General features: G+C 69.4%; 25 protein-coding genes and 1 pseudogene. 17 read left to right on the top strand and 9 right to left on the bottom strand.

The window, feature by feature from the left end; genetic code table 11:
* Positions 1–19: 19 nt before the first annotated feature.
* Positions 20–2122, bottom strand: a complete 2103-nt coding sequence (gene tkt, locus ACZ7IB_RS18645) for a transketolase (protein WP_470913591.1) — start codon at positions 2120–2122, stop codon at positions 20–22.
* Positions 2123–2566: 444 nt separating this feature from the next.
* On the opposite strand from tkt, the gene ACZ7IB_RS18640 reads away from it, so the two are divergent.
* Positions 2567–3520 (top strand): heme o synthase, encoded by a 954-nt coding sequence (locus tag ACZ7IB_RS18640; RefSeq protein ID WP_470913589.1) that lies wholly within the window; start codon positions 2567–2569, stop codon positions 3518–3520.
* A gap of 98 nt (positions 3521–3618) precedes the next feature.
* Positions 3619–3969: pseudogene (locus ACZ7IB_RS18635) on the top strand (hypothetical protein); the annotation flags it as partial.
* 112 nt (positions 3970–4081) lie between these two features.
* Here ACZ7IB_RS18635 and ACZ7IB_RS18630 read toward each other — a convergent pair.
* From ACZ7IB_RS18630 to ACZ7IB_RS18620, 3 genes are all read right to left on the bottom strand, one after another.
* Complete coding sequence (locus ACZ7IB_RS18630) at positions 4082–5095, bottom strand: COX15/CtaA family protein (RefSeq protein ID WP_470913586.1); 1014 nt, start codon at positions 5093–5095, stop codon at positions 4082–4084.
* 76 nt (positions 5096–5171) lie between these two features.
* Positions 5172–5939: an ABC transporter permease gene (locus ACZ7IB_RS18625; RefSeq protein WP_470913583.1), complete on the bottom strand. Its 768-nt coding sequence runs from the start codon at positions 5937–5939 to the stop codon at positions 5172–5174.
* Positions 5936–6862 carry an ABC transporter ATP-binding protein gene (locus ACZ7IB_RS18620; RefSeq protein WP_470913581.1) on the bottom strand — a complete coding sequence of 309 codons (927 nt, stop codon included), beginning with the start codon at positions 6860–6862 and terminating at the stop codon, positions 5936–5938. The genes ACZ7IB_RS18625 and ACZ7IB_RS18620 overlap by 4 nt, the downstream gene beginning before the upstream one ends.
* A gap of 100 nt (positions 6863–6962) precedes the next feature.
* On the opposite strand from ACZ7IB_RS18620, the gene ACZ7IB_RS18615 reads away from it, so the two are divergent.
* The 10 genes from ACZ7IB_RS18615 to ACZ7IB_RS18570 all read left to right on the top strand — a co-directional run bounded on the left by ACZ7IB_RS18615 (position 6963) and on the right by ACZ7IB_RS18570 (position 15547).
* Positions 6963–7748 (top strand): helix-turn-helix transcriptional regulator, encoded by a 786-nt coding sequence (locus ACZ7IB_RS18615; protein ID WP_470913751.1) that lies wholly within the window; start codon positions 6963–6965, stop codon positions 7746–7748.
* Entirely contained in the window at positions 7745–9166 is a 1422-nt protein-coding gene (sufB, locus tag ACZ7IB_RS18610; protein ID WP_093899511.1) for a Fe-S cluster assembly protein SufB, read from the top strand. The genes ACZ7IB_RS18615 and sufB overlap by 4 nt, the downstream gene beginning before the upstream one ends.
* A gap of 59 nt (positions 9167–9225) precedes the next feature.
* On the top strand, positions 9226–10407 hold the full coding sequence (sufD, locus tag ACZ7IB_RS18605) for a Fe-S cluster assembly protein SufD (protein WP_470913578.1): 1182 nt from the start codon (positions 9226–9228) through the stop codon (positions 10405–10407).
* On the top strand, positions 10407–10724 hold the full coding sequence (locus ACZ7IB_RS18600) for a bifunctional 3-phenylpropionate/cinnamic acid dioxygenase ferredoxin subunit (protein WP_093539686.1): 318 nt from the start codon (positions 10407–10409) through the stop codon (positions 10722–10724). The genes sufD and ACZ7IB_RS18600 overlap by 1 nt, the downstream gene beginning before the upstream one ends.
* A gap of 7 nt (positions 10725–10731) precedes the next feature.
* On the top strand, positions 10732–11496 hold the full coding sequence (sufC, locus tag ACZ7IB_RS18595) for a Fe-S cluster assembly ATPase SufC (protein ID WP_124718331.1): 765 nt from the start codon (positions 10732–10734) through the stop codon (positions 11494–11496).
* Positions 11493–12749: a cysteine desulfurase gene (locus ACZ7IB_RS18590; RefSeq protein ID WP_093539688.1), complete on the top strand. Its 1257-nt coding sequence runs from the start codon at positions 11493–11495 to the stop codon at positions 12747–12749. The genes sufC and ACZ7IB_RS18590 overlap by 4 nt, the downstream gene beginning before the upstream one ends.
* A gap of 26 nt (positions 12750–12775) precedes the next feature.
* A complete protein-coding gene (gene sufU / locus ACZ7IB_RS18585; protein ID WP_093899506.1) occupies positions 12776–13231 on the top strand; it encodes a Fe-S cluster assembly sulfur transfer protein SufU in 456 nt (151 codons plus the stop codon).
* Entirely contained in the window at positions 13228–13581 is a 354-nt protein-coding gene (locus ACZ7IB_RS18580) for a metal-sulfur cluster assembly factor (protein ID WP_093899505.1), read from the top strand. Before sufU ends, ACZ7IB_RS18580 begins: the two co-directional genes overlap by 4 nt.
* A 141-nt stretch (positions 13582–13722) precedes the next feature.
* The gene (locus tag ACZ7IB_RS18575) at positions 13723–15117 is read left to right on the top strand and encodes a hypothetical protein (RefSeq protein WP_470913573.1); all 1395 of its coding nucleotides are present in this window, start codon (positions 13723–13725) and stop codon (positions 15115–15117) included.
* A 55-nt stretch (positions 15118–15172) separates the two neighbouring features.
* On the top strand, positions 15173–15547 hold the full coding sequence (locus tag ACZ7IB_RS18570) for a VOC family protein (RefSeq protein ID WP_470913749.1): 375 nt from the start codon (positions 15173–15175) through the stop codon (positions 15545–15547).
* 6 nt (positions 15548–15553) lie between these two features.
* Here the strand turns inward: ACZ7IB_RS18570 and ACZ7IB_RS18565 are convergent, their stop codons facing one another.
* Complete coding sequence (locus tag ACZ7IB_RS18565; RefSeq protein ID WP_470913572.1) at positions 15554–16657, bottom strand: DUF7847 domain-containing protein; 1104 nt, start codon at positions 16655–16657, stop codon at positions 15554–15556.
* 110 nt (positions 16658–16767) lie between these two features.
* Here ACZ7IB_RS18565 and ACZ7IB_RS18560 point away from each other — a divergent pair, with 110 nt between their 5' ends.
* Positions 16768–17088 (top strand): DMT family transporter, encoded by a 321-nt coding sequence (locus ACZ7IB_RS18560; protein ID WP_351078852.1) that lies wholly within the window; start codon positions 16768–16770, stop codon positions 17086–17088.
* Positions 17088–17624: a TetR/AcrR family transcriptional regulator gene (locus ACZ7IB_RS18555; protein ID WP_470913569.1), complete on the top strand. Its 537-nt coding sequence runs from the start codon at positions 17088–17090 to the stop codon at positions 17622–17624. Before ACZ7IB_RS18560 ends, ACZ7IB_RS18555 begins: the two co-directional genes overlap by 1 nt.
* Before the next feature lie 11 nt (positions 17625–17635).
* Here ACZ7IB_RS18555 and ACZ7IB_RS18550 read toward each other — a convergent pair whose 3' ends face one another.
* On the bottom strand, positions 17636–18556 hold the full coding sequence (locus tag ACZ7IB_RS18550) for a winged helix-turn-helix transcriptional regulator (RefSeq protein ID WP_470913568.1): 921 nt from the start codon (positions 18554–18556) through the stop codon (positions 17636–17638).
* Between the two features lie 103 nt (positions 18557–18659).
* On the opposite strand from ACZ7IB_RS18550, the gene ACZ7IB_RS18545 reads away from it, so the two are divergent.
* Positions 18660–19889: an MFS transporter gene (locus ACZ7IB_RS18545; protein ID WP_470913566.1), complete on the top strand. Its 1230-nt coding sequence runs from the start codon at positions 18660–18662 to the stop codon at positions 19887–19889.
* An 89-nt stretch (positions 19890–19978) separates the two neighbouring features.
* A complete protein-coding gene (gene dapD / locus ACZ7IB_RS18540) occupies positions 19979–20968 on the top strand; it encodes a 2,3,4,5-tetrahydropyridine-2,6-dicarboxylate N-succinyltransferase (protein WP_470913564.1) in 990 nt (329 codons plus the stop codon).
* Here dapD and dapA read toward each other — a convergent pair.
* Complete coding sequence (gene dapA / locus ACZ7IB_RS18535) at positions 20965–21849, bottom strand: 4-hydroxy-tetrahydrodipicolinate synthase (RefSeq protein ID WP_470913562.1); 885 nt, start codon at positions 21847–21849, stop codon at positions 20965–20967. The genes dapD and dapA overlap by 4 nt on opposite strands.
* A 147-nt stretch (positions 21850–21996) precedes the next feature.
* Between dapA and ACZ7IB_RS18530 the strand changes: the two genes are divergently transcribed.
* Positions 21997–22689 (top strand): DUF4232 domain-containing protein, encoded by a 693-nt coding sequence (locus ACZ7IB_RS18530; RefSeq protein ID WP_470913560.1) that lies wholly within the window; start codon positions 21997–21999, stop codon positions 22687–22689.
* A 16-nt stretch (positions 22690–22705) separates the two neighbouring features.
* On the opposite strand, the gene ACZ7IB_RS18525 is transcribed toward ACZ7IB_RS18530, so the two are convergent.
* The gene (locus ACZ7IB_RS18525) at positions 22706–23149 is read right to left on the bottom strand and encodes a GNAT family N-acetyltransferase (protein ID WP_470913558.1); all 444 of its coding nucleotides are present in this window, start codon (positions 23147–23149) and stop codon (positions 22706–22708) included.
* Between the two features lie 31 nt (positions 23150–23180).
* Complete coding sequence (locus ACZ7IB_RS18520; protein WP_470913556.1) at positions 23181–23969, bottom strand: phosphodiesterase; 789 nt, start codon at positions 23967–23969, stop codon at positions 23181–23183.
* Positions 23970–24014: the final 45 nt, after the last annotated feature.

Here is a 24014-nt window from a genome sequence, read left to right as displayed (position 1 = left end):
TACTAGTCGTATAACGGCATCAGCGTGCGGCGGCGGCGAGAGATTCCCGCGCGGCGGCGGCGACGTGCTCGCCCGTGAAACCGAACTCGCGGAAGAGGACCTTGGCGTCGGCCGAGGAACCGAAGTGCTCCAGCGAGACGATCCGGCCGGCGTCTCCGACGTACCGGTGCCAGGTCAGACCGATACCGGCCTCGACCGCGACCCGGGCCTTCACGGACGGCGGCAGAACACTGTCCTTGTAAGCCTGGTCCTGTTCCTCGAACCACTCGACCGACGGCATCGAGACCACGCGGGTCGGGATACCGGCGGCCTGCAGCTCCTCGCGCGCCTCGACGGCGAGGTGCACCTCGGAGCCCGTACCGATCAGGAGGACCTGGGGCGGCGTGTTCTGCCCTTCGGGCCCTTCGGCCTCGAAGAGCACGTAGCCGCCCTTGGCCGCGTCCTCGTTCGCCTCGTAGGTCGGCACGCCCTGGCGGGTCAGCGCCAGACCGTGCGGGGCTCCCTTGCCGAACACCTTGGTGTAGCGGCGCAGGATCTCGCGCCAGGCGATGGAGGTCTCGTTGGCGTCGGCCGGGCGGACGATGTTCAGACCCGGGATGGCGCGCAGCGAGGCCAGGTGCTCCACCGGCTGGTGGGTCGGGCCGTCCTCGCCGAGACCGATCGAGTCGTGCGTCCACACGTACGTCACCGGCAGGTGCATCAGCGCGGACAGGCGCACGGCGTTGCGCATGTAGTCGGAGAAGACCAGGAAGGTGCCGCCGTAGATGCGGGTGTTGCCGTGCAGCGCGATGCCGTTCATGGCCGCGGCCATGGCGTGCTCGCGGATACCGAAGTGGATCGTGCGGCCGTACGGGTCCGCGCCGGGCAGCGGGTTGCCCGTCGGGAGGAACGACGACGTCTTGTCGATCGTGGTGTTGTTCGAGCCCGCGAGGTCGGCGGAGCCGCCCCAGAGCTCGGGGATGACCTCGCCGAGCTGCTGGAGCACCTTGCCGGAGGCGGCGCGGGTGGCGACGTTCTTGCCCGGCTCGAAGACCGGAAGCCTGTCCTCCCAATCCGTGGGCAGCTCGCCCGCGGAGATCCGGTCGAACTCGGCGGCGCGCTCCGGGTTGGCGGTGCGCCAGGCGGCGAACACCTTCTCCCACTCGGCCTTGGCCTCGCGGCCGCGGTCCAGCGCCTCACGGGTGTGGGAGATGACCTCGTCGGAGACCTCGAAGGACTTCTCCGGGTCGAAGCCGAGGACCTTCTTCGTCGCGGCGACCTCTTCGTCACCGAGCGCAGATCCGTGCGAGGCCTCGGTGTTCTGGGCGTTCGGGGCGGGCCAGGCGATGATCGAGCGGGCTGCGATGAACGACGGGCGCTCGGTCTCGGCCTTGGCAGCCTGCAGCGCCTTGTACAGGCCCGCCGGGTCCAGGTCGCCGCTGGGCAGCTGGTCGACGCGCTGGACGTGCCAGCCGTACGCCTCGTACCGCTTCAGGGTGTCCTCGGAGACCGCGGTCTCCGTGTCGCCCTCGATGGAGATGTGGTTGTCGTCCCACAGCAGGACCAGGTTGCCGAGCTTCTGGTGCCCGGCCAGCGAGGACGCCTCCGCGGAGATGCCCTCCTGGAGGCAGCCGTCGCCGGCGACGACCCAGACCATGTGGTCGAACGGGGAGGTGCCGGGGGCTGCCTCCGGGTCGAACAGGCCACGCTCGTAGCGGGCGGCCATTGCCATGCCCACCGCGTTGGCGACGCCCTGGCCCAGCGGGCCCGTGGTCGTCTCGACGCCGGTGGTGTGGCCGTACTCCGGGTGACCGGGGGTCTTCGAGCCCCAGGTGCGGAAAGCCTTGAGGTCATCGAGCTCCAGGCCGTAGCCGGCCAGGTAGAGCTGGATGTAGAGGGTCAGGCTGCTGTGACCCGCGGAGAGCACGAACCGGTCGCGACCGGTCCACTCCGCGTCGGCGGGGTCGTGCCGCATCACCTTCTGGAAGAGGGTGTACGCGGCGGGAGCCAGGCTCATCGCCGTGCCCGGGTGGCCGTTTCCGACCTTCTGTACGGCGTCGGCGGCAAGGACGCGGACAGTGTCCACGGCCCGCTGGTCCAATTCGGTCCACTGGAGGTCTGTGGTGGTCGGCTTGGTGCTCACCCTGAGTCAGGGCTCCTCTCCACTGTTGTAAACCGGTGACTGTGACCGCACCGGGCGTTGTCGAGCCTACCCCCGTCGGAACGAGCATTTTCCGGCTGCTTTCCAGGGTGCAGGCGGCCTGCGGAGTTCGCCTCCCGTATGAGCGCAACGGCTCACTTATGCGCTACTCCGATGAGCGCGTGCCCCTACTTCTGGGCCCTTTGATGAGCGTGTTCGGCTGCGTCCGGGCCCTCCGGCGGGCGCGTCCCCCCACCTCTGTGCCACCCCGGTGGGCGAGGCCCCTCATATGCCACTCCAATGAACGTGTCCCCTTACTTCTGCGCCGCTTCAACACGACCCACCCCCGCGAAGGGCGGCCTGTCCCCAACGTCTACAGTGGTCTGGTTCGCGCAAGTCTTTACCGGGCCTTCACGCCCGGAGCTTGCTGGGATTTCTCTGTCAGGGGTGTGCGTGACGGCCGTCGAGTCCCGACCCGCAGGGGTCGCCTTGACTCCCAGCCCAGGGGGCCATCGCCCGTTCGGGGCCCGTGTCAAGGCATTCGTGGCGTTGACCAAGCCCCGGATCATCGAGCTGTTGCTGATCACCACTGTTCCGGTGATGTTCCTGGCCGCTCAGGGTGTACCCGATCTGTGGCTCGTTCTCACCACCACCATCGGGGGATATCTCTCCGCGGGCGGTGCCAATGCACTGAACATGTACATCGACCGCGACATCGACGCGTTGATGGACCGTACGTCGCAGCGTCCGCTGGTCACCGGAATGGTGAGCCCGCGTGAGTGCCTGGCCTTCGGTATCGCCCTCGCGGTGATCTCCACGGTCTGGTTCGGACTGCTGGTCAACTGGCTGTCGGCGGCGCTGTCGCTCGGTGCGCTGCTCTTCTACGTCGTCGTCTACACGATGCTGCTGAAGCGCCGCACCTCGCAGAACATCGTCTGGGGCGGCATCGCGGGCTGCATGCCGGTCCTCATCGGCTGGTCCGCCGTGACCGACTCGATGTCCTGGGCCGCGGTCATCCTCTTCGCCGTCATCTTCTTCTGGACGCCGCCGCACTACTGGCCGCTGTCGATGAAGGTGAAGGACGACTACGCCCGGGTCGGTGTCCCGATGCTTCCGGTCATTGCCTCCAACCGGGTGGTGGCCCGCCAGATCGTCGTCTACAGCTGGGTGATGGTGGCGGTCTCGCTGTTGCTCACCCCGCTCGGCTACACCGGCTGGTTCTACACGGCGGTGGCGCTGCTGACCGGCGGGTTCTGGCTCTGGGAGGCGCACGGCCTGCTCAGCCGGGCCAAGGCCGGGGTGACCGGCGGGAAGCTCAAGGAGATGCGGCTGTTCCACTGGTCGATCACCTATGTCTCGCTGCTCTTCGTCGCCGTGGCGGTCGACCCCTTCCTGAGGTAGTCACGCTTCATCGATTCCTGCCGACGGGCGGGGTGCGTGGTCCATGCCACGTGCCCCGCCCGTCGCACGTTGATCTACCCGTCGGTAGCATCTTGAGCATGGCAGAGACGGCAGAGACCCAGGTGGAGAGCGGCAAGCAGGCGGCCCGCGCGGAGCGCAGGGCGGCGAGGCTCGCCAAGCAGATCGGCGCCTTCTCCAAGGCACACGGCGGTGTGGAGGGACAGCTCGCCTACATCGGGCAGATGGGCACTCGCATCGTTCTCGTGGGCGAGGACGGCGGCTGGGGCGATCTGGTCGCCCCGTCGTACGCGATCGCCGAGAGCGCCACTCAGAAGGCCGGGATCACGATGCACGATTCCTTCGACGGGGAGTTCGCCGCGAAGGTCCACACCGGCCCGTACGAGTGGACGCGGATGGCCGGCATTCATTTGGCCGCCCCCCCCAAAGATACCCAACAAAACGCCCCCGAATCCGTCGCGCGCCGGGCGGCCCTTTTCCCCCCCCCCCCCCCGGCGATCGACGTATCAGGGCGGCCATCGGGCGCCCGGGGCTCTCCCGCGCTCAGCCCGCCGCGGCGGGCTCCGGCTGCTCGGCAGCAGCACCGGGCACCGCGGCGACGGCCACCGGGCGCTCACGCAGCGACAGCAGCACCCGCACGACCGCGATCCACACCAGGCACGAGCCGAACATGTGCAGGCCGACGAGGATTTCCGGGGTGTCCGTGAAGTACTGGACGTAACCGATCACGCCCTGCCCCAGCAGCACCAGGAAGAGATCACGGGCACGGTGCAGCGGACCGATCGGCGCGTCCACTGCCTTCAGCACGAACCAGAGAGCGACGGTCAGCGCCACCACGGCCCAGGCCAGATCGGCGTGCAGCTGCGTGATCATCTTCCAGTCGATCGGAATGCGGTGGACGTCGCTGGAGTCACCCGCGTGCCGTCCGGCGCCCGTGACGACCGTGCCGACCGCGATCAGCAGCCCCGCCACGACCACGAGCAGCCAGGTCAGCTGGGACACCGCCTTGCCCACCAGTGGACGGGGCGCCGCGTCGCCCTCACGGACCCGCTGCCAGGTCACCATCGCGACGGTGAGCAGCGCCGTGGAGAGCAGGAAGTGCGCGGCGACGGTGTAAGGGTTGAGGCCGACCAGCACCACGATGCCGCCGAGCACCGCGTTGCCCATGACCACCCAGAACTGCGCCCAGCCGAGCCGGGTGAGGCTGAGCCGCCAGGGCTTCGCGGACCGGGCGGCGATGATCGCCCATCCGACGGCCGCGCACAGGACGTACGTCAGCATCCGGTTGCCGAACTCGATGGCGCCGTGGAGGCCCATCTCGCTCGTCGCCGTCAGGCTCTCGTCGGTGCACTTGGGCCAGGTCGGGCAGCCGAGGCCGGAGCCGGTCAGCCGTACCGCGCCGCCGGTCACGACGATGAGCACGGCCATGACGACGGCCGACATGGCCGCACGGCGGACCGTGCGGGGGGACGGAGTCCATCGCTCGGCGATGTAGAGGAGCGGGTTCCGCGCGGCTTGAGCGACTTCGGCTCGGGTCAGCTTGGGCACGCGCACCATCGTAGGCGGCGGCTTGTGCAAGCTTTCACGAGGGGGACGAGTTACCCCGAAACGTCGACGGAGCGCGTCCGCCGGCTCACTCCCAGCGGAAGAACTTCGCCGCCGTGACCAGCCCGAGCACCGCCCACACCACGAGGATGCCGAGGTCGCTCCACGGCATCGACGCGCCGTGCTGGAGCACATCCCGCAGTCCGTCCGACAGCGCCGCGATCGGCAGCAGCTCCAGCACCGACTGCACCGCGTCCGGGAACTTGTCCAGCGGCACGATCACCCCGCCGCCGACCAGCAGCAGCAGAAAGACCAGATTGGCCGCGGCGAGCGTCGCCTCCGCCTTCAGCGTCCCGGCCATCAGCAGCCCGAGTCCGGAGAAGGCCGCGGTGCCGAGCACGAGGAGCATCAGGACGGCGAAGGGGTTGCCGTGCGGCGACCAGCCGAGCGCGAACGCGATCACCGTGAGCAGGACCACCTGCAGTACCTCGGTGACCAGTACCGCAAGCGTCTTGGCGGTCATCAGCGCCCAGCGGGGCAGCGGCGAGGCACCGAGCCGCTTGAGCACCCCGTACCGCCGCTCGAAACCGGTGGCGATGGCCTGGCCCGTGAAGGCCGTGGACATCACGGCGAGCGCGAGAATGCCCGGCGTCAGGAAGTCGACGGACCTGCCCGCCCCCGTGTCCACGATGTCGACCGCGCTGAACAGCACCAGCAGCAGCGTCGGGATGATCACGGTCAGCAGCAGCTGCTCGCCGTTGCGCAGCAGCATCCGCGTCTCCAGCGCGGTCTGCGCGGTGATCATGCGGGACAGCGGGGCGGCGCCCGCCTGCGGGGTGTACGTACCGGCGCTCATGCGCGCAGCTCCTTGCCGGTCAGTTCCAGGAAGACGTCCTCCAGGGTGTGCCGCTCCACGGAGATGCCGGACGGCATCACTCCGTGCTGCGCGCACCAGGAGGTGACGGTGGCCAGCAGCTGCGGGCCGACGTCGCCGGTGATGCGGTACGTGCCGGAAGTGAGCTCGGTCGCTTCCGTGCCGTCGGGCAGTGCCTTCAGGAGGGAGCCGAGGTCGAGACCGGGGCGGCCGGTGAAGCGCAGGGTGTTCTCGGCGCCGCCGCGGCAGAGCGCCTCGGGGCTGCCCTGGGCGATGACCTTGCCCGCGTCGATGACGGCGACGTCGTCGGCGAGCTCCTCGGCCTCGTCCATGAAGTGCGTGGTGAGGACGACCGACACGCCGTCGGCCCGCAGTTCCCGTACGAGATCCCAGGTGGAGCGGCGGGCCTGCGGGTCGAGGCCGGCGGTCGGCTCGTCCAGGAAGACCAGTTCGGGGCGGCCGACGACGGCCATCGCCAGGGCGAGCCGCTGCTGCTGGCCGCCGGAGAGCCGGCGGTAGGTCGTGCGGCCGCAGCTGCCGAGGCCGAGGCGCTCGATCAGGGCGTCGACGTTCAGCGGATCGGCGTGGAGTTTCGCCATGTGGCGGAGCATCTCGTCGGCGCGTGCACCGGAGTAGACGCCGCCCGACTGGAGCATCACGCCGATCCGGGGGCGGAGCTTCGCGGCCTCGGTGACCGGGTCGAGGCCGAGGACCCGTACCGTCCCGTCATCCGGGCGGCGGTAGCCCTCGCAGGTTTCTACGGTGGTGGTCTTGCCGGCGCCGTTGGGACCGAGGACGGCGGTGACCGTGCCGGTGCGTACACACAGGTCGAGGCCGTCCACAGCGGTCTTGGGGCCGTACCGCTTCACCAGGTTCCTGACCTGTACGACGGGCTCGCTCTTCATGGCCGGTAAGTCTAGGCAGGGGCGGGAAGGGCCCGTCTCCCGGGGCTGAATTAGGTAACCCTAAGTGATGAACGGCACCGTAGATCGTTTCGGACCGTGGTTGTCAGGGCTCGATGAATTACGCAACAATGGCGTTGTGAAATACGGCGAGGCCAAGCGGGAGTCACCGCAGGAGGAACTCGCGACCGGAGAGCGCTCGACGCGCAACCGGGTCGCGCGCTCCATCCTGGACCACGGCCCGTCCACCGTTGCCGAGCTGGCGAAGCGCCTCGGCCTCACCCAGGCCGCGGTCCGCCGCCATCTCGACGCCCTCGCCTGCGACGGCGTCGTCGAAGCCCGCGAACAGCGGGTGTACGGGGCGCGGAGCCGTGGCCGCCCGGCCAAGGCGTTCGCCCTCACCGACTGCGGGCGCGACGCCTTCGACCAGTCCTACGACAAGCTCGCCGCGGACGCGCTGCGCTGGATCGCCGAGACCTCGGGCGACGAAGCGGTCATCGCCTTCGCCCGGGCCAGGATCGCGGCCCAGTCCGAGGCGTACCGCACAGCGATCGAGGCCGCGGATCCCGAGGCGCGCACCGAGGCGCTGGCCAAGGCCTTGTCCGTCGACGGGTACGCTGCTACGGCGCGTAGCGCGCCCGGCCCGCAGCAGGGCGAGCAGCTGTGCCAGCACCACTGCCCGGTCGCTCATGTCGCCGAGCAGTATCCGCAGCTGTGCGAGGCGGAGACGGAGTTCTTCTCCAGCCTCCTCGGGACGCATGTGCAGCGTCTGGCCACCATCGCCCACGGCGACGGTGTGTGCACGACGTACATTCCGCGCAGCGGCCACTCAGCACCACAGACCACCAATTCAGCATCTGCAAGCACGGCCGGGAGGAACCCCGCATGACGCTCCCTACGGAGACTGCCCACCCTGAGCTCGAGGGTCTGGGTACGTACGAATTCGGCTGGGCCGACTCCGACGCGGCAGGCGCCGCAGCCAAGCGCGGGCTCTCCGAGGATGTCGTCCGCGACATCTCGGCGAAGAAGAACGAGCCCGAGTGGATGCTGAAGCTGCGCCTCAAGGGCCTGAGGCTGTTCGACAAGAAGCCCATGCCGAACTGGGGCTCCGACCTGTCGGGCATCGACTTCGACAACATCAAGTACTTCGTGAGGTCCACGGAGAAGCAGGCGGAGTCCTGGGAGGACCTGCCCGAGGACATCAAGAACACCTACGACAAGCTCGGTATCCCGGAGGCGGAGAAGCAGCGCCTGGTCGCCGGTGTCGCCGCGCAGTACGAGTCCGAGGTCGTCTACCACCAGATCCGTGAGGACCTGGAGGAGCAGGGCGTCATCTTCCTCGACACCGACACCGCGCTGAAGGAGCACCCGGAGCTCTTCAAGGAGTACTTCGGCACCGTCATCCCGGTCGGCGACAACAAGTTCGCCTCGCTGAACTCGGCCGTGTGGTCCGGTGGGTCGTTCATCTATGTGCCCAAGGGTGTCCGCGTCGACATCCCGCTGCAGGCCTACTTCCGTATCAACACGGAGAACATGGGCCAGTTCGAGCGGACGCTGATCATCGTCGACGAGGACGCCTACGTTCACTACGTCGAGGGCTGCACCGCCCCGATCTACTCCTCCGACTCGCTGCACTCCGCGGTCGTCGAGATCATCGTGAAGAAGGGCGGCCGCTGCCGCTACACGACGATCCAGAACTGGTCGAACAACGTCTACAACCTGGTCACCAAGCGCGCCGTGGCCTACGAGGGCGCGACCATGGAGTGGGTCGACGGCAACATCGGCTCCAAGGTCACCATGAAGTACCCGGCCGTGTACCTGATGGGCGAGCACGCCAAGGGCGAGACCCTGTCCATCGCCTTCGCGGGCGAGGGCCAGCACCAGGACGCCGGCGCCAAGATGGTCCACATGGCGCCGAACACCTCCTCCAACATCGTCTCCAAGTCGGTGGCGCGGGGCGGCGGCCGTACCTCCTACCGCGGCCTGATCGAGATCGGCGAGGGCGCGCCGGGCGCGAAGTCCAACGTCCTCTGTGACGCGCTGCTGGTCGACACGATCTCGCGCTCCGACACCTACCCCTACGTCGACGTCCGCGAGGACGACGTGTCGATGGGGCACGAGGCGACCGTCTCCAAGGTCTCCGAGGACCAGCTCTTCTACCTGATGAGCCGTGGTCTGACGGAGTTCGAGGCGATGGCGATGATCGTGCGCGGCTTCGTCGAGCCGATCGCGAAGGAGCTGCCGATGGAGTACGCCCTCGAGCTCAACCGGCTGATCGAGCTGCAGATGGAGGGTTCGGTCGGCTAGCACAGCCTGATGACCGAATCCCCCGACTTTTGACAGAGAAAGCGAGCACTACGACAGCCATGGCTGAGGCTCAGAACATTCCGGCGGGGTCCACCACCACCGGGTCCATCGCGGTGGCCGCCGAGTCGACCGTCGCCACGCGCATGAGCGCGCCCCCGTCCTTCGACGTCGCGGACTTCCCGGTCCCGCACGGCCGTGAGGAGGAGTGGCGGTTCACGCCGCTGGAGCGGCTGCGCGGGCTGCACGACGGCACGGCCGTCGCCACCGGTGGCGGTGTGAAGGTCGCGATCGAGGCTCCCGAGGGCGTCACGGTCGAGACCGTCGGCCGCGACGACTCCCGGCTCGGGAAGGCCGGCACTCCGGTGGACCGCGTCGCCGCCCAGGCGTACACGTCCTTCGAACAGGCGTCCGTCGTCACGGTCGCCAAGGAGGCCGTGCTCACCGAGCCGATCCGCATCGCGGTGCACGGCGAGGGCGGCGTGGCCTACGGCCACCAGGTCATCGAGCTGGGTGCCTTCGCCGAGGCCGTCGTCGTCATCGACCACACCGGTGACGCGGTGCTCGCCGCCAACGTCGACTACGTCCTCGGTGACGGCGCGAAGCTCACCGTCGTCTCCGTGCAGGACTGGGACGAGACCGCCGTCCACGTCGGCCAGCACAACGCGCTGGTCGGCCGGGACGCCTCGTTCAAGTCGATCGTCGTCACCTTCGGCGGTGACCTCGTCCGTCTCCACCCGCGCGTCAGCTACGCGGGCACCGGCGGCGAGGCCGAGCTCTTCGGTCTGTACTTCACCGACAAGGGCCAGCACCAGGAGCACCGCCTCCTGGTCGACCACAACACCCCGCACTGCAAGTCCAACGCCGCCTACAAGGGCGCGCTCCAGGGCGAAGGCGCACACGCGGTGTGGATCGGTGACGTCCTCATCCGGGCCAGGGCCGAGGGCACCGACACCTACGAGATGAACCGCAACCTCGTCCTCACGGACGGCGCGCGGGTCGACTCGGTGCCCAACCTGGAGATCGAGACCGGCGAGATCGTCGGCGCCGGCCACGCCTCCGCGACCGGCCGCTTCGACGACGAGCAGCTCTTCTACCTGATGTCCCGTGGCATCCCGGCCGAGGAGGCCCGTCGGCTCGTCGTGCGCGGCTTCTTCGCCGAGCTGGTCCAGCAGATCGGTCTGCCGGACGTCGAGGCGCGGCTGCTCGACAAGATCGAGACCGAGCTGAAGGCTTCCGTCTGATGGCCTTCGTCAAAGCCTGTGCGCTGAGTGAGCTGGAGGACGACACCCCGAAGCGGGTGGAGCTCGACGGCGTCCCGGTGTCCGTCGTCCGTACCGAGGGCGAGGTGTTCGCGATCAACGACATCTGCTCGCACGCGAACGTCTCACTGTCCGAGGGAGAGGTCGAGGACTGCATGATCGAGTGCTGGCTGCACGGCTCCAGCTTCGACCTGCGCACCGGCAAGCCGTCCGGCCTTCCCGCGACGCGCCCCGTCCCCGTATACCCCGTCAAGATCGAAGGGGACGATGTGCTCGTCTCCGTCACCCAGGAGTCCTGAGTCACCCATGGCAACGCTTGAAATCCGCGACCTGCACGTTTCCGTCGAGGCCGACAACGCCACGAAGGAGATCCTCAAGGGCGTCGACCTGACCGTGAAGCAGGGCGAGACCCACGCCATCATGGGCCCCAACGGGTCCGGCAAGTCCACCCTCGCGTACTCCCTCGCGGGTCACCCCAAGTACACGATCACCAGCGGTTCGGTGACCCTGGACGGCGAGGACGTCCTGGAGATGACCGTCGACGAGCGCGCCCGCGCCGGTCTGTTCCTCGCGATGCAGTACCCGGTCGAGATCCCCGGCGTCTCGGTCTCCAACTTCCTCCGCACCTCCGCCACCGCCGTCCGCGGCGAGGCCCCCAAGCTGCGTACCTGGGTGAAGGAGGTCAAGGAGACGATGGCCGGGCTCCAGATGGACCCGGCGTTCGCCGAGCGCAACGTCAACGAGGGCTTCTCCGGCGGTGAGAAGAAGCGCCACGAGATCCTTCAGCTGGAGCTCCTCAAGCCGAAGGTCGCGATCCTCGACGAGACCGACTCCGGTCTGGACGTCGACGCCCTGCGCATCGTCTCCGAGGGCGTCAACCGGGTCCGCGAGACCGGCGAGGTCGGCACCCTGCTGATCACGCACTACACGCGGATCCTCCGCTACATCAAGCCCGACTTCGTGCACGTCTTCGCCAACGGCCGCATTGCCGAGTCCGGCGGCGCCGAGCTCGCCGACAAGCTGGAGAACGAGGGCTACGAGGCATATGTGAAGGGTGGCGCTTCCGCGTGACGCAGCTGCCGGGCCTCCTCGACACCGAGGCGATCCGCAAGGACTTCCCCCTGCTGGATCGTACGGTCCACGACGGGAAGAAGATCGTCTACCTGGACAGCGCCGCGACCTCGCAGAAGCCGCGCCAGGTGCTCGACGCGCTCAACGAGTACTACGAGCGGCACAACGCCAATGTGCACCGCGGTGTGTACACGATCGCGGAGGAGGCCACGGCGCTGTACGAGGGCGCCCGTGACAAGGTCGCCGCGTTCATCAACGCGCCCAGCCGCAACGAGGTGATCTTCACCAAGAACGCCTCCGAGTCGCTCAACCTCGTGGCCAACATGCTCGGCTGGGCCGATGAGCCCTACCGGGTGGACCACGACACCGAGATCGTCACCACGGAGATGGAGCACCACTCCAACATCGTGCCGTGGCAGCTGCTCTCGCAGCGCACCGGCGCGAAGCTGAAGTGGTTCGGCATCACCGACGACGGCCGCCTCGACCTGTCCAACATCGACGAGATCATCACGGAGAAGACGAAGATCGTCTCCTTCACCCTGGTCTCGAACATCATGGGCACGATCAACCCGGTCGAGAAGATCATCCGCCGTGCCCAGCAGGTCGGCGCGCTGGTCTGCATCGACGCCTCGCAGGCCGCCCCGCACATGGTGCTAGACGTGCAGGCGCTGCAGGCGGACTTCGTGGCCTTCACCGGTCACAAGATGGTCGGCCCGACCGGCATCGGCGTTCTCTGGGGACGGCAGGAGCTCCTGGAGGACCTGCCGCCGTTCCTCGGTGGCGGCGAGATGATCGAGACCGTGTCGATGCACTCGTCGACGTACGCCCCCGCGCCGCACAAGTTCGAGGCCGGTACGCCCCCGATCGCCCAGGCCGTCGGCCTCGGCGCGGCCGTGGACTACCTCTCGGCGATCGGCATGGAGAAGATCTACCGGCACGAGCACGCGATCACCGAGTACGCGGTGAAGCGGCTCCTGGAGGTCCCGGACCTCAGGATCATCGGTCCTGCGACGGCCGAGGACCGCGGCGCCACGATCTCCTTCACGCTCGGCGACATCCACCCCCACGACGTGGGCCAGGTACTCGACGAGCAGGGCATCGCGGTCCGGGTCGGACACCACTGCGCACGGCCGGTCTGCCTGCGGTACGGAATTCCTGCGACGACGCGAGCGTCGTTCTATCTGTACTCCACGCCCGCCGAGGTCGACGCCCTGGTGGACGGTCTGGAACACGTACGGAACTTTTTCGGTTAATAGACGCAGCGGCTGAGGGTTGACTGGTGAAGCTTGATTCCATGTACCAGGAAGTGATCCTGGACCACTACAAGCACCCCCACGGGCGCGGCCTGCGGGACGGCGACGCCGAGGTGCACCACGTCAACCCGACGTGCGGCGACGAGATCACTCTCCGGGTGAAGTACGACGGCGAGACCATCGTCGATGTGTCGTACGAGGGTCAGGGCTGCTCCATCAGCCAGGCCAGCGCATCCGTGCTGAACGACCTGTTGGTCGGCAAGGAGCTGGGCGAGGCGCAGAAGATCCAGGAGACTTTCCTGGAACTGATGCAGTCGAAGGGCCAGCTGGAGCCGGACGACGCGATGGAGGAGGTACTGGAGGACGCGGTCGCGTTCGCCGGTGTCTCGAAGTACCCGGCCCGGGTCAAGTGCGCGCTACTGAGCTGGATGGCGTGGAAGGACGCGACGGCGAAAGCGCTGTCCGAAGGGAAGACGGCATGAGCGAGAACACGGTGACACCCGACGAGGGCCTGACGACCAAGCCGGCCTCCGAGGAGGAGGTCCGCGAGGCCCTGTACGACGTCGTCGACCCCGAGCTGGGCATCGACGTCGTCAACCTGGGCCTGATCTACGGCATCCATATCGATGACGCCAACATCGCCACCCTCGACATGACCCTGACGTCCGCGGCCTGCCCGCTGACCGATGTCATCGAGGACCAGGCGAAGTCCGCGACCGACGGCATCGTCAGTGAGCTGCGGATCAACTGGGTCTGGATGCCGCCGTGGGGCCCGGACAAGATCACGGACGACGGGCGCGAGCAGCTGCGCGCGCTCGGCTTCAACGTCTGAGCCATCCGCACCGCCGAACGGCCCCCGGCTTCTTCCGGGGGCCGTTCGGCGTTGTTCGTCTGCTGTATGCATGATGTGTCTTTGCCGTTGGTACGGGAGACGCAACCTGCTCCTCGACATCACGCCGACGAGAGGCACGCTGTGCTGCATCAGCTTTCGCTCCAGAACCGCCGGGCGGCCGCCGCCGCGGGCGGTGTTCTCGTGCTGGCCGCTCTGGGGGTCAACACCCCCGCACACGCTGCGAGTTACGGAACGCCGACGATCGGGCTCTCGGTCTCCTATCTCTCCGGAGCCGTCGGTGCGACCGGTGACCCCGTGGTCACCGTCACCGTCGCGCAGAGTGGCGCCGATGTCACCGCGCTCGGTGTGGCGGCGTCCGCCAGCTCCAAGTCGTCCGTCGCCGGAACCGGTGATGTGACCGTGACGGGGACCGGCGCCACCCGGCAGCTCACGGTCGCCGCGCACGCGCGCGGCTACACGGACCTCACGATCAAGGTCACCGGGCTCGGCGGCAAGACCGCCACCAGGACGCTGCACTACGCAGCGTCCGCCGCCGTGCGGAACTCCGCAGACACGCGCTACCTCACCGGGTCCTCGGACGCCTCGGCCGCCGTCGATGTCGGCGGCGGGTACGCGGTCGTGGCCGACGACGAGTCCAACGCGCTGCGGCTGTACAGCCGTTCGGCATCCGGTGCGCCCGTGCGGAGCTGGGACGTCGGCTCGGCGCTCGGAGCGGACAAGGAGATCGACATCGAGGGCGCGGCCCGGGTCGGGAACACCATCTACTGGACCGGTTCGCTCGGCAACAACAAGGACGGCGAGTACAAGTCCGACCGCAACACCGTCTTCACCACGACGGTGACCGGGTCGGGCGCCGCCACCCAGCTCACGGTCGGCGGCTCGTACAAGAAGCTCCGGGACGACCTCGTCGCCTGGGACAAGGCGAACGGCAACCGGTACGGCTTCGCCGCGGGGACGGCGGACGGTGAAGCACCCAAGCAGATCGACGGGTTCAACATCGAGGGCCTGGAGTTCGCGCCCGGCTCGACGACCACCGCGTACCTCGGCTTCCGGGCGCCCCTCGTGCCGCCGAAGGAAGGGGGCAAGGCCCTGATCGTGCCTGTCACCAACTTCGACAAGGTGGCCGGCAGCGGGGCGAAGGCGGTCATCGGTACGCCGATCGAGCTGGACCTCGGCGGGCTCAGCATCCGGGACATCCGCAAGAACGCCGCCGATCAGTATCTGATCGTGGCCGGCTCCTGGGCGGCCGACGACAACTCCGACCCGTACGCCCTCTACACGTGGGACGGCGTCGCCGCACACGCGCCGGTCAAGCGGGCCGATCTGCCGACCGCGGACCCGGGCGGCTGGGAGGCCGTCGTCGACGTTCCGGACCTGACGGTTCCGGGCGCCCGGGCGCAGCTGATCACGGACGCGGGATCGGCCGATCTGTACGGGGACGGCACGGAGGCGAAGGACCTCGACCATGCCGAGTGGAAGAAGTCCCGGGCCGTCTGGTTCACCGTCGGCGGCTGACGCAACGGTTGGCTTCGCGAATTGATGTGGCGAACGGCCGTGCCCGCCAGGCAGACTGGCGGGCACGGCCGTTTCCTTTTACAGCATCGTTGTCGACACCCACGATCTTCCGTCGCTCGCCCGCTTCTGGTGCCAAGTGCTCGACTGGAAGGTGCTCTTCGAGGCCGACGACGAAATCGTCATCGGCGCCGACAAGTCCGCGGTTCCCGGTATCACCTTCGTCCCCGTGCCGGAGAGGAAGACGGTCAAGAACCGGCTGCACATCGACCTCGCCCCCGATGACCAGGCCGTCGAGGTCGAGCGCATCATCGGGCTCGGGGCACGCCGGGTCGAGATCGGGCAGGGCGCGGATGTGAGCTGGGTGCTGCTGGCGGATCCCGAGGGGAACGAGTTCTGTGTGCTCACCCCGAAGAACTCGCTCATCGACTGAAGGACCCTAGGGGCCGTACTGCGGCGGTACGGCTGCCGCCTCGGCGAGGACCGGGCCCAGGTTCTCCGTACGCATGCGCCGGTCGACGTAGAGGAGTCCGGTCACCAGCTGCGGGAACGTTGCCGAGACGAGCTGACCGATCAGCTGTCCCAGCAAGAGGATCACCACATAGCCGCTCATCGCGAAGACGATCGACGCGGGGTTCGGGTCGTCGTCCAGGGTCGAGCCGCCGATGACGCCGGAGAACATGCCGAGGAACGAGAACGGGATCTGGATGAAGTAGTTCGCCACGGCCGCCATGCCGAAGGCCAGCAAGCTGATCCCGAAGATCCGCCACCAGTCGCCGCGCACCAGCTGCGACGAGCGGCGCAGTGCCGCCACAGGGCGCTGCCCCTCGAAGACCACGGCCGAGGGGGCCAGGCTGAATTTCACCCAGAGCCAGGCCGCCAGAGGTGCGGTGGCCAGGGCGCCCAGGAAGCCGAGCGAGGTCCACACCGCGGCGCCGGCCCCGTCCGCCAGTGTGATCGCGCCGATCATGAGGGCGAGGAAGCCGATCAACGCCAGCACCACCGGGATCATCGCGATCAGGGCCGTCAGGATCACTGTTCCGATCAACGCCGGCACGCGGGCCCAGGCCCGGCGCCAGATGACGGAGAAGGTCGTCGGCCTGCCCAGTACGGCCTCCTGCAGGACCGCGGGAACGGCCGCGTACATCATGGCTGTGCTGATCATGAGTGCGACCATGGCGACCAGCCAGAAGGCGCCGAAGGCGATCAGTACCGGTGTGAGGTCCTTCGACGACGGGTCCTCCTCGGCGCTGAGCGAGATGACCCGGTGCAGATGGTCACTGACCGCGGAGTACGCGATCAGGGCCGCCGCCCCCACGGCAACCAGCGCCCCGCCGTACACGGCCACACCGATGCCGAACAGCTGCTTCCAGTAGCGCCCCAACGTGCTGAAGGCGCCGCCGAGTATGTCCCCGAGTTTCAGGGGTGCCAGCGGTATCACTCCGGGCTTCGGCGGCGGCATCCAGCCGCCCCATCCCGGTGGCCCTCCGTACGGTGCTCCGCCGTACGGCGGACCGCCGCCCCACCCTGCGTCCTGCGCCACTGCTGCTCCGTTGTGTTGTCGTCCTGTGTGCTGGTCGGGACACCGTAGCGTCCCGGATGGCGCAAAGCTGCCGTACCGTGGGGCGAGCAGCGATGCGTACACTCGTACACATGGGATATGGACTGCTCGCCGCGGCGATCGCGGCGGAGGTGGCCGGCACGACGGCCATGAAATACAGCGAGGGCTTCACCCGGCTCTGGCCCTCGCTCATCACCGTCGCGGGCTATCTCATAGCCTTCACGCTGCTCGCCCAGACGTTGAAGACGCTGTCGATGGGCACCGCCTATGCCATCTGGGCCGGAATCGGGACCGCCGCGGTCGCCGCCATCGGCATCCTCTTCATGGGGGAGTCCGGCAACCTGGTCAAGCTGGCGGGCATAGCGCTGGTCATCGCCGGAGTGGTGGTGCTGAATCTGGGAGGGGCCCACTGATGACACGCCGTTACGACCCCGAGCGGCGCGGCCGCATCATCGATGCCGCGATCCGGGTGGTCGGTGCCAAGGGCATCGCGGGGCTCAGTCACCGCTCCGTCGCGGCCGAGGCAGATGTGCCGCTCGGCTCGACGACGTATCACTTCGCCTCGCTGGACGAGCTGTTGATCGCGGCCCTGCGCCGGTCGAACGAGAACTTCGCCGAGGTCATGCGGGAGTGCGGGGCCCTGACGGACCCGGCCGCCGATCTCGCCGGGGAACTGGCCGGGCTGCTGGGGGAGTACTTCTCCGGTGGGCGCGGGCGGGCCGAGCTGGAGTACGAGCTGTACCTCGCCGCGCTCCGCAGACCCGCGTTGCGGCCCGTCGCCGCCGAATGGACCGACGGCACGGCCGAACTGCTGTCCCGGCGGACCGATCCGGCCACGGCGAGGGCGCTGATCGCGCTCATGGACGGGATCTGTCTGCAGGTGCTGCTCACCGGCGGGGAGTACGACGAGGCGTACGTGCGGGAGATGCTGGGGCGCGTCGCCGGCTGATGGCTCCGCCCTCAAGCCCGAGGGCTTCGGTTTCCGGGCCGCTCCGGAGCGCCGGGCAGGCTTGCCCTTCGGATCGCCGTCAGCGCCGCCTGTACGCTCGCTTCGATGTCCGTGATCGGGTAGAACGCCTCGTGGATCGTCCGGTCCCCGTCCACCACCAGCGTCAGCCGCTTCAGCCGGCTGGTCCCCGCCGCACGGAACGTCGGCAGCCGCAGCGCCGCCGTCAGCTCCAGCTCCGCGTCGGACAGCAGCGGGAAACGCAGCCGCTCCGCGTCCGCGAACGCCCGCTGCTCGTCCGGGCGTTGGGTGGACACCCCGTGCACGGTCGCGCCCGTCGCCGTGAACTCGGCCAACTGGTCGCGATACGTACAGGATTCGAGGGTGCAGCCGCTCGCACCCGGGATCTCGGACCAGCCCGGCGGATAGGCGTCCCGGCGGGCGTAGGCGCCGGGGAAGCAGTACAGGACGGTGTACGGGGTGTCGGCGACCGGGTCGCGCAACACGCCGTCGTGGTCCAGTAGTTGCAGCTCGGGCAGGCGTGTGCCCACCAGGGCGTGCACCCGTGCCGCCTCCTTCGATGCCTCCGTGGCCGTCGCCATCATCTCCCCGTCTCCCAGCACCCAGGTGTCGCCCCAGTCCTGGAGCGCGATCAGTACGGGCAGCAGTGCGCGTCCACGCCGGGTGAGCCGGTACTCGTACCGGGGCGGCCGGTCCTGGTACGGCTCCCGGGACAGCACTCCCGCGTCGACCAGCAGCCGCAACCGCTCGGTCAGCACCTTGCGGGACACGCCCAGCTCTTCCTGGAGCGCGTCGAAGCGGTGCACCCCGCGCGCCGTGTCCCGCACGATCAGCAGGGTCCACCAGTCGCCGACGACATCGAGCGCCTGGGCGATCGCGCAGTCGGCGTCGGCCAGGCTGGTGCGCTGGGGCATGGGCTCCTCCGTCGGTCTCCCGCGGCCTCTCTTGCCTGATTGACCTGTAGGAAAGCATGATGCCATAGTCAGTTCCCAAGAGAGACTCGCTCGGGAGAGGCGTATGAGGTCCTTCGGGATCGTGCGGGCCGTACCGCGCACGGTACGGCTGCTGGCCTTCGGTTCCTTTCTCAACGGAGTCGTCAGCTTCACCTTCGTCTATTTCTTCATCTATCTGACCGGCCCGCGCGGACTGACCGTCCCGCAGGCCGGAGTGATCGCGGGTGTCGGCGGCATCGGCCTGGTCGCGGGGAACTTCACCGGCGGCTGGTTCGGCGACCACTACGGCCACCGCCGGATGCTCCTGACCGGTTCGCTGGTGAGCGGGGCGGCGCTCGCCACCCTGCCGGTCCTGCCGGTCGCGGCGATGTACGGCGTGCTGCCGCTCGCGCAGTACGCGGCAGGTGTCGTACGCGCGGCCAACGCCGCACTCGTCGCCGTCTCCGTCCCCGAGGGCAGCCGGCGCCAGAGCTTCGCCCTCGTGCGGGCCGGGAGCAACGCGGCGTTCGCCGTCGGTCCGCCGCTCGGCGCGCTGATCGCCGCCCACTTCTCGTACGACTGGCTGTTCGTCGCCGACGGCCTCGGGACGCTGCTCTTCGCCGGATACGCGTCGACGGTGCTTCCGGCGCACGGCACCGCGCACAACCGGCCGGTGCGCGAGCCCGGTGGGCCCGGGCTCTGGCGGGAACTGCGGGCCAGGCCCGCCGTGCCGGTCCTGCTCGCCGCGATCCTCTGCGTCGACCTCGTCTACCGGCAGCAGTACTCGACGCTGCCCGTCTTCCTGTCCGAGCACGGCCACAGCGCCCAGTTCTACGGCTGGCTGCTCTCCGTCAACGGTGGCCTCATCCTGCTGCTCGAACTCCCCGCGGCGCACGCGCTGCGCCGGCGCGCGCCGCTGGGCATCGTGGGCACCGGGCTGCTGCTCGTGGGGCTGGGATACGCGGTGCTGATCCCGGGGGCCGGGGCGCTGTTCGCCGTCACCATGATGGCGTCACTGACCGCGGGCGAGATCCTCTACAAGACCACCGCGACGGCGTACGTCGCCGATCAGGCTCCCGCCCATGCGCAGGGCCGCTTCCAGAGCCTGTACGCGGGCGCCTCCATCAGCGGCCAGGTGCTGGCGCCGCCGATCGGCGGCGCCCTCTACGCCGCTGCGCCGGGACTGCTCTGGCCGGCCTGCGCGGTGCTGGCGGGCGGTGCGGGGGCGGCGGTGCTGGCGGTGCGGCGGCTGCGCGGGCCGGTGCGCGAGGAGACATCCGCACCGGCACCCGAACGGCAGGCGCAGCCCGGCTGACCGGGTGGTCGTGGGCTCCCGGGGACCGCGCGCGACCATCCGGCGAGACCGGTTGGCTCCGGCGGCGCCTCGCCGGTTAGGTTCGTGTCATGACCGACACGACTCCTGCTCGCACCACCGGCGCCGTCGCCGCCGGCCTCGCCACCATCGCCGGCGACGGTTCCGTTCTCGACACCTGGTTCCCCGCCCCCGAGCTCACCGCAGAGCCCGGCCCGGCCGGAACCGAACGGCTCACCCCCGACCAGGCCGTCAATCTTCTCGGCGAGGGCGCCGCAAAGGCCATCGGTGTGGACGCCCGCCGCGGTGTCGAGATCGTTGCCGTACGTACGGTCATCGCTTCGCTCGACGACAAGCCGCTCGACGCGCACGACGCGTACCTGCGCCTGCACCTCCTCTCGCACCGCCTCGTCCAGCCGCACGGTCAGAACCTGGACGGCCTCTTCGGCCTCCTCGCCAACGTCGCCTGGACCTCGCTCGGCCCGGTCGCCGTCGACGACGTGGAGAAGGTGCGGCTGAACGCCCGCGCCGAGGGCCTGCACCTCCAGGTCACCTCGGTCGACAAGTTCCCCCGGATGACGGACTACGTCGCGCCGAAGGGCGTCCGGATCGCCGACGCCGACCGGGTCAGGCTCGGCGCGCACCTCGCCTCCGGTACCACCGTCATGCACGAGGGCTTCGTCAACTTCAACGCGGGCACCCTCGGCACGTCGATGGTCGAGGGCCGGATCTCCGCCGGTGTCGTCGTCGGCAACGGCTCCGACATCGGCGGCGGCGCCTCCACCATGGGCACCCTCTCCGGCGGCGGCAAGGAGCGCATCGTCATCGGCGAGCGCTGCCTGATCGGCGCCGAGGCCGGTGTCGGGATCGCGCTCGGCGACGAGTGCGTCGTCGAGGCCGGGCTCTACATCACGGCCGGCAGCCGCATCACGCTGCCGGACGGCCAGATCGTCAAGGCCCGTGAGCTCTCCGGCGCCTCGAACATCCTCTTCCGCCGCAACTCGGTCACCGGCGCCGTCGAGGCCCGCCCGAACAACGCGGTCTGGGACGGCCTCAACGAAATCCTGCACAGCCACAACTAGCCCGTAGCGGCGAGGAGTTCCTCGTACGCCCTCCGCAGCCCGTCGGCCGCTTCGCGCCCGGCGGGCTGCAGCGGTTCCCGGACCGGTCCGGCGTCGAGCAGCGCCTTCGCCGTGACCGTGCCGGGCAGTCCGGACGCCATCATCAGCTCGGCGAGCGGGACGGTCAGCCGGTTGAGCCGGGCGGCCCCCGCGGTGTCCCCGGCGTCGAAGGCGTCCAGGACCGCCCTCAGTTGCCGGGGCGCGACATTGGCGACCGTGCTGACATAGCCCGCGGCGCCCACCGCGTACAACGGAAGATTCAGCTCCTCGCAGCCCGAGTAGTACGCCAGCGAGGTCGCGCCGATCACCTTCGTGGAGCCGAGCAGGTCGTACGCGCAGTCCTTCACGGCCACGATGCGCGGGTGCTCCGCGAGCCGCAGCAGGGTCTCCGGCTCGATGCGGGTGCCGGTGCGACCGGGGATGTCGTACAGCATCAGCGGAAGGCCGGTCGCGTCGGCGACGCGGCAAAAGTGCGCCTCGACGGCGGCCTGCGGCGGTCTGCTGTAGTAGGGCGTCACCACCAACAGGCCGTCCGCGCCCGCCTGTTCGGCCTGCTGGGCGAGGGTCACGGTATGCCGGGTGTCCGAGCTGCCGACCCCGGCGACGATCGGCACGCCGTCGCCGACCGCCGCCCTGACCGCCCGCAGCAGTGCGGTCTTCTCGGCGTCGGTGGTGGTCGGGGACTCGCCGGTGGTGCCGCTGAGCACCAGACCGTCGCAGCCGTCGGCGACCAGGGAGGCGGCATGCTTCTGGGCGGCGTCCGGGTCCAGCGCGCCGGAAGCGGTGAACGGTGTGATCATCGCGCAGAGCGCGTGGCCGAAGGGGGCTACGGGTGCTGTCATCCCTGAAGTGTCGGCGGCCGGACAGTGAAGGTCCACTTAGTTCTTCTTGGGGTGAAGGGGAAGGAGTGCTCAACAATTGGTGGGAGGGGGCTGCGCGCTCTGGCATGATCGAACGCCTATGCGGCAGACCGACACGGGGGCGGGGTCATGAGCATGCGGGAACTGAAGCGGGCGAGGGCCGGGCGACGGAGGCCGACGGCGGCCGTGCTCAGGGCCGGGGCGCTGGGACTGTCGCTCTCGGGTTGCGCCGGATTTCTCGTCCCGGCGGGCGAGGGCGAGCCGGAGCCCACGCCGAGCGCCTCGTACGGGGTGCACGCCGACAAGCTGCCGTCACCGTTTCCCAGAATCTCCGCCGCGCTCCCCGACCGGCCGCCGCCTCCGTCGGCGCAGGGGCCCGCCCCCACGCCCACCACGGGCGCCGGCTGCCCGTCCTTCGGAGTCGTCGTCGACATGGGCGAGGTACAGGCCGCGCTGGGCCACCGGGCCGTCGGCCTCACCCTCACCAACTGCGGCAGCAAGCCGTACCGCGTCGACGGGTATCCGTCCGTCCGGGCCCTGGACGACGCCGGTGACCCGCTGCCGGTCCCGGTGAATCCGGGCTCCTCCTACATGGGGAGCGACCCGGGGCCGAAGGAGGTCATGCTGAAGCCGGGACAGACGGTGCGGTCGCTCCTCGCCTGGGTCTCCACCCCGACCGGCGGCGACCTCATCGAGGGCGACGCGCTGGAGATCGCACCGGCCCCCGGCCTGGAAGCGCGCACCTTCCCGCTGGAGGGAAGCGACGTACGGCTGCTCGACGAGCTGAACATGACCGCCTGGCGGACCGAACCGTCCCGGTAGCCCGCCGAAAAGGGAATCAGAGAACGAGCTTGAAGCCTTCGTGGCTGCGGGCGAAGCCCAGCGACTCGTAGAACCGGTGTGCGTCCGTACGCCGCTTGTTGCTGGTCAATTGCATCAGCCCGCACCCGCGCAGCCGGGCCCGGTCGAAGGCCTGCTTCATCAGCTCCCGGCCCAGTCCGCCGCCCCGCCGGTCGGCCCTGATCCGTACCGCCTCGATCAGCGCCCGCTCCTCGCCGTGCTTGCCGAGCCCCGGTATGTAGGTCGCCTGCAGACAGCCCAGGACGGTGTCGCCGTCGACCAGCACGAGCATCTCGTTGCGCGGGTCGCTCTCGATGGCGGCGAAGGCCTTCTCGTACCTGTCGTCGACCACGACCGAGGCCGGGTCGACTACCCGTTCCTCGTCTTCGAGGAGGGCGAGGACGGCGGGCAGGTCGGCGCGGGTGGCGGTACGAAGGATCACGGCCCGGAGTCTGGCACGGGCGCCGGAGCGCTCAGTACCCGGGCACCGGTGCGGCCGCGTGACTGACCGGCACCGTGTGCGTGACCCAGGGGGCCCGCGCCGCATCGCCGCGCAGATGGAGCAGGAACGATGTGGGCTCGCGGAGATAGCCGGGCGCCACGTCGCGCAGGGCGAGCCCGCTCTGCAGATACGTGCTGGGGGCGAGCGCCAGGGTGCTGCCCGCGAAGGCGGCCGTGACAGGGCGGTGGACATGACCGGCCAGCACCCGGACGACGTCCGGACGGGCGGCGACCACCTCCGCCAGCGCGCCGCCGTCCGCCAGCCGCATCCCGTCCAGGAACGGGATGCCGACCGGGACTGGCGGATGGTGCAGACAGACGAACGCCGGTACGCCAGGTCTGTCGGCGAGGACGCCGTCGAGCCAGCCGAGCTGCTCCGTCCCGAGCAGTCCGCCGCCGGAGCCGGCCACCTTCGAGTCCAGGGCGACCACAGTCAGCCCGGGGTGGTCCACGACGTAGTACGGATGCCGGGCACCGCCCAGGAACCGGGTCCCGCCGAACGCGTCGAGCAGCGCCGCCGGTTCGTCGTGATTGCCCGTCACCAGGTGTAACGGCAGCGGGAACCGCTCGATCACCTCCCGCAGCGCCTCGTACTCGTCGGGCCGTCCCCACTCGACCAGATCACCGGTGATCACCACCGCGTCCGGCCGCGGATCGAGCGCGAGCACCCGGCGCAGGGCCAGGTTCAGTCCGGCCGCCGGCTCACCGGCCAGGGCGCCGGTGGTGAGATGCGGATCGCTGAGGTGCGCCACGGAGAGCATCTCCCCACCGTTCCCGCTGCCGCCCGGACGCGGCAAGCGGTCACG

This window comes from Streptomyces sp. NPDC037301 (assembly GCF_055602785.1).
This window is presented reverse-complemented; position numbering and strand designations above follow the sequence as displayed.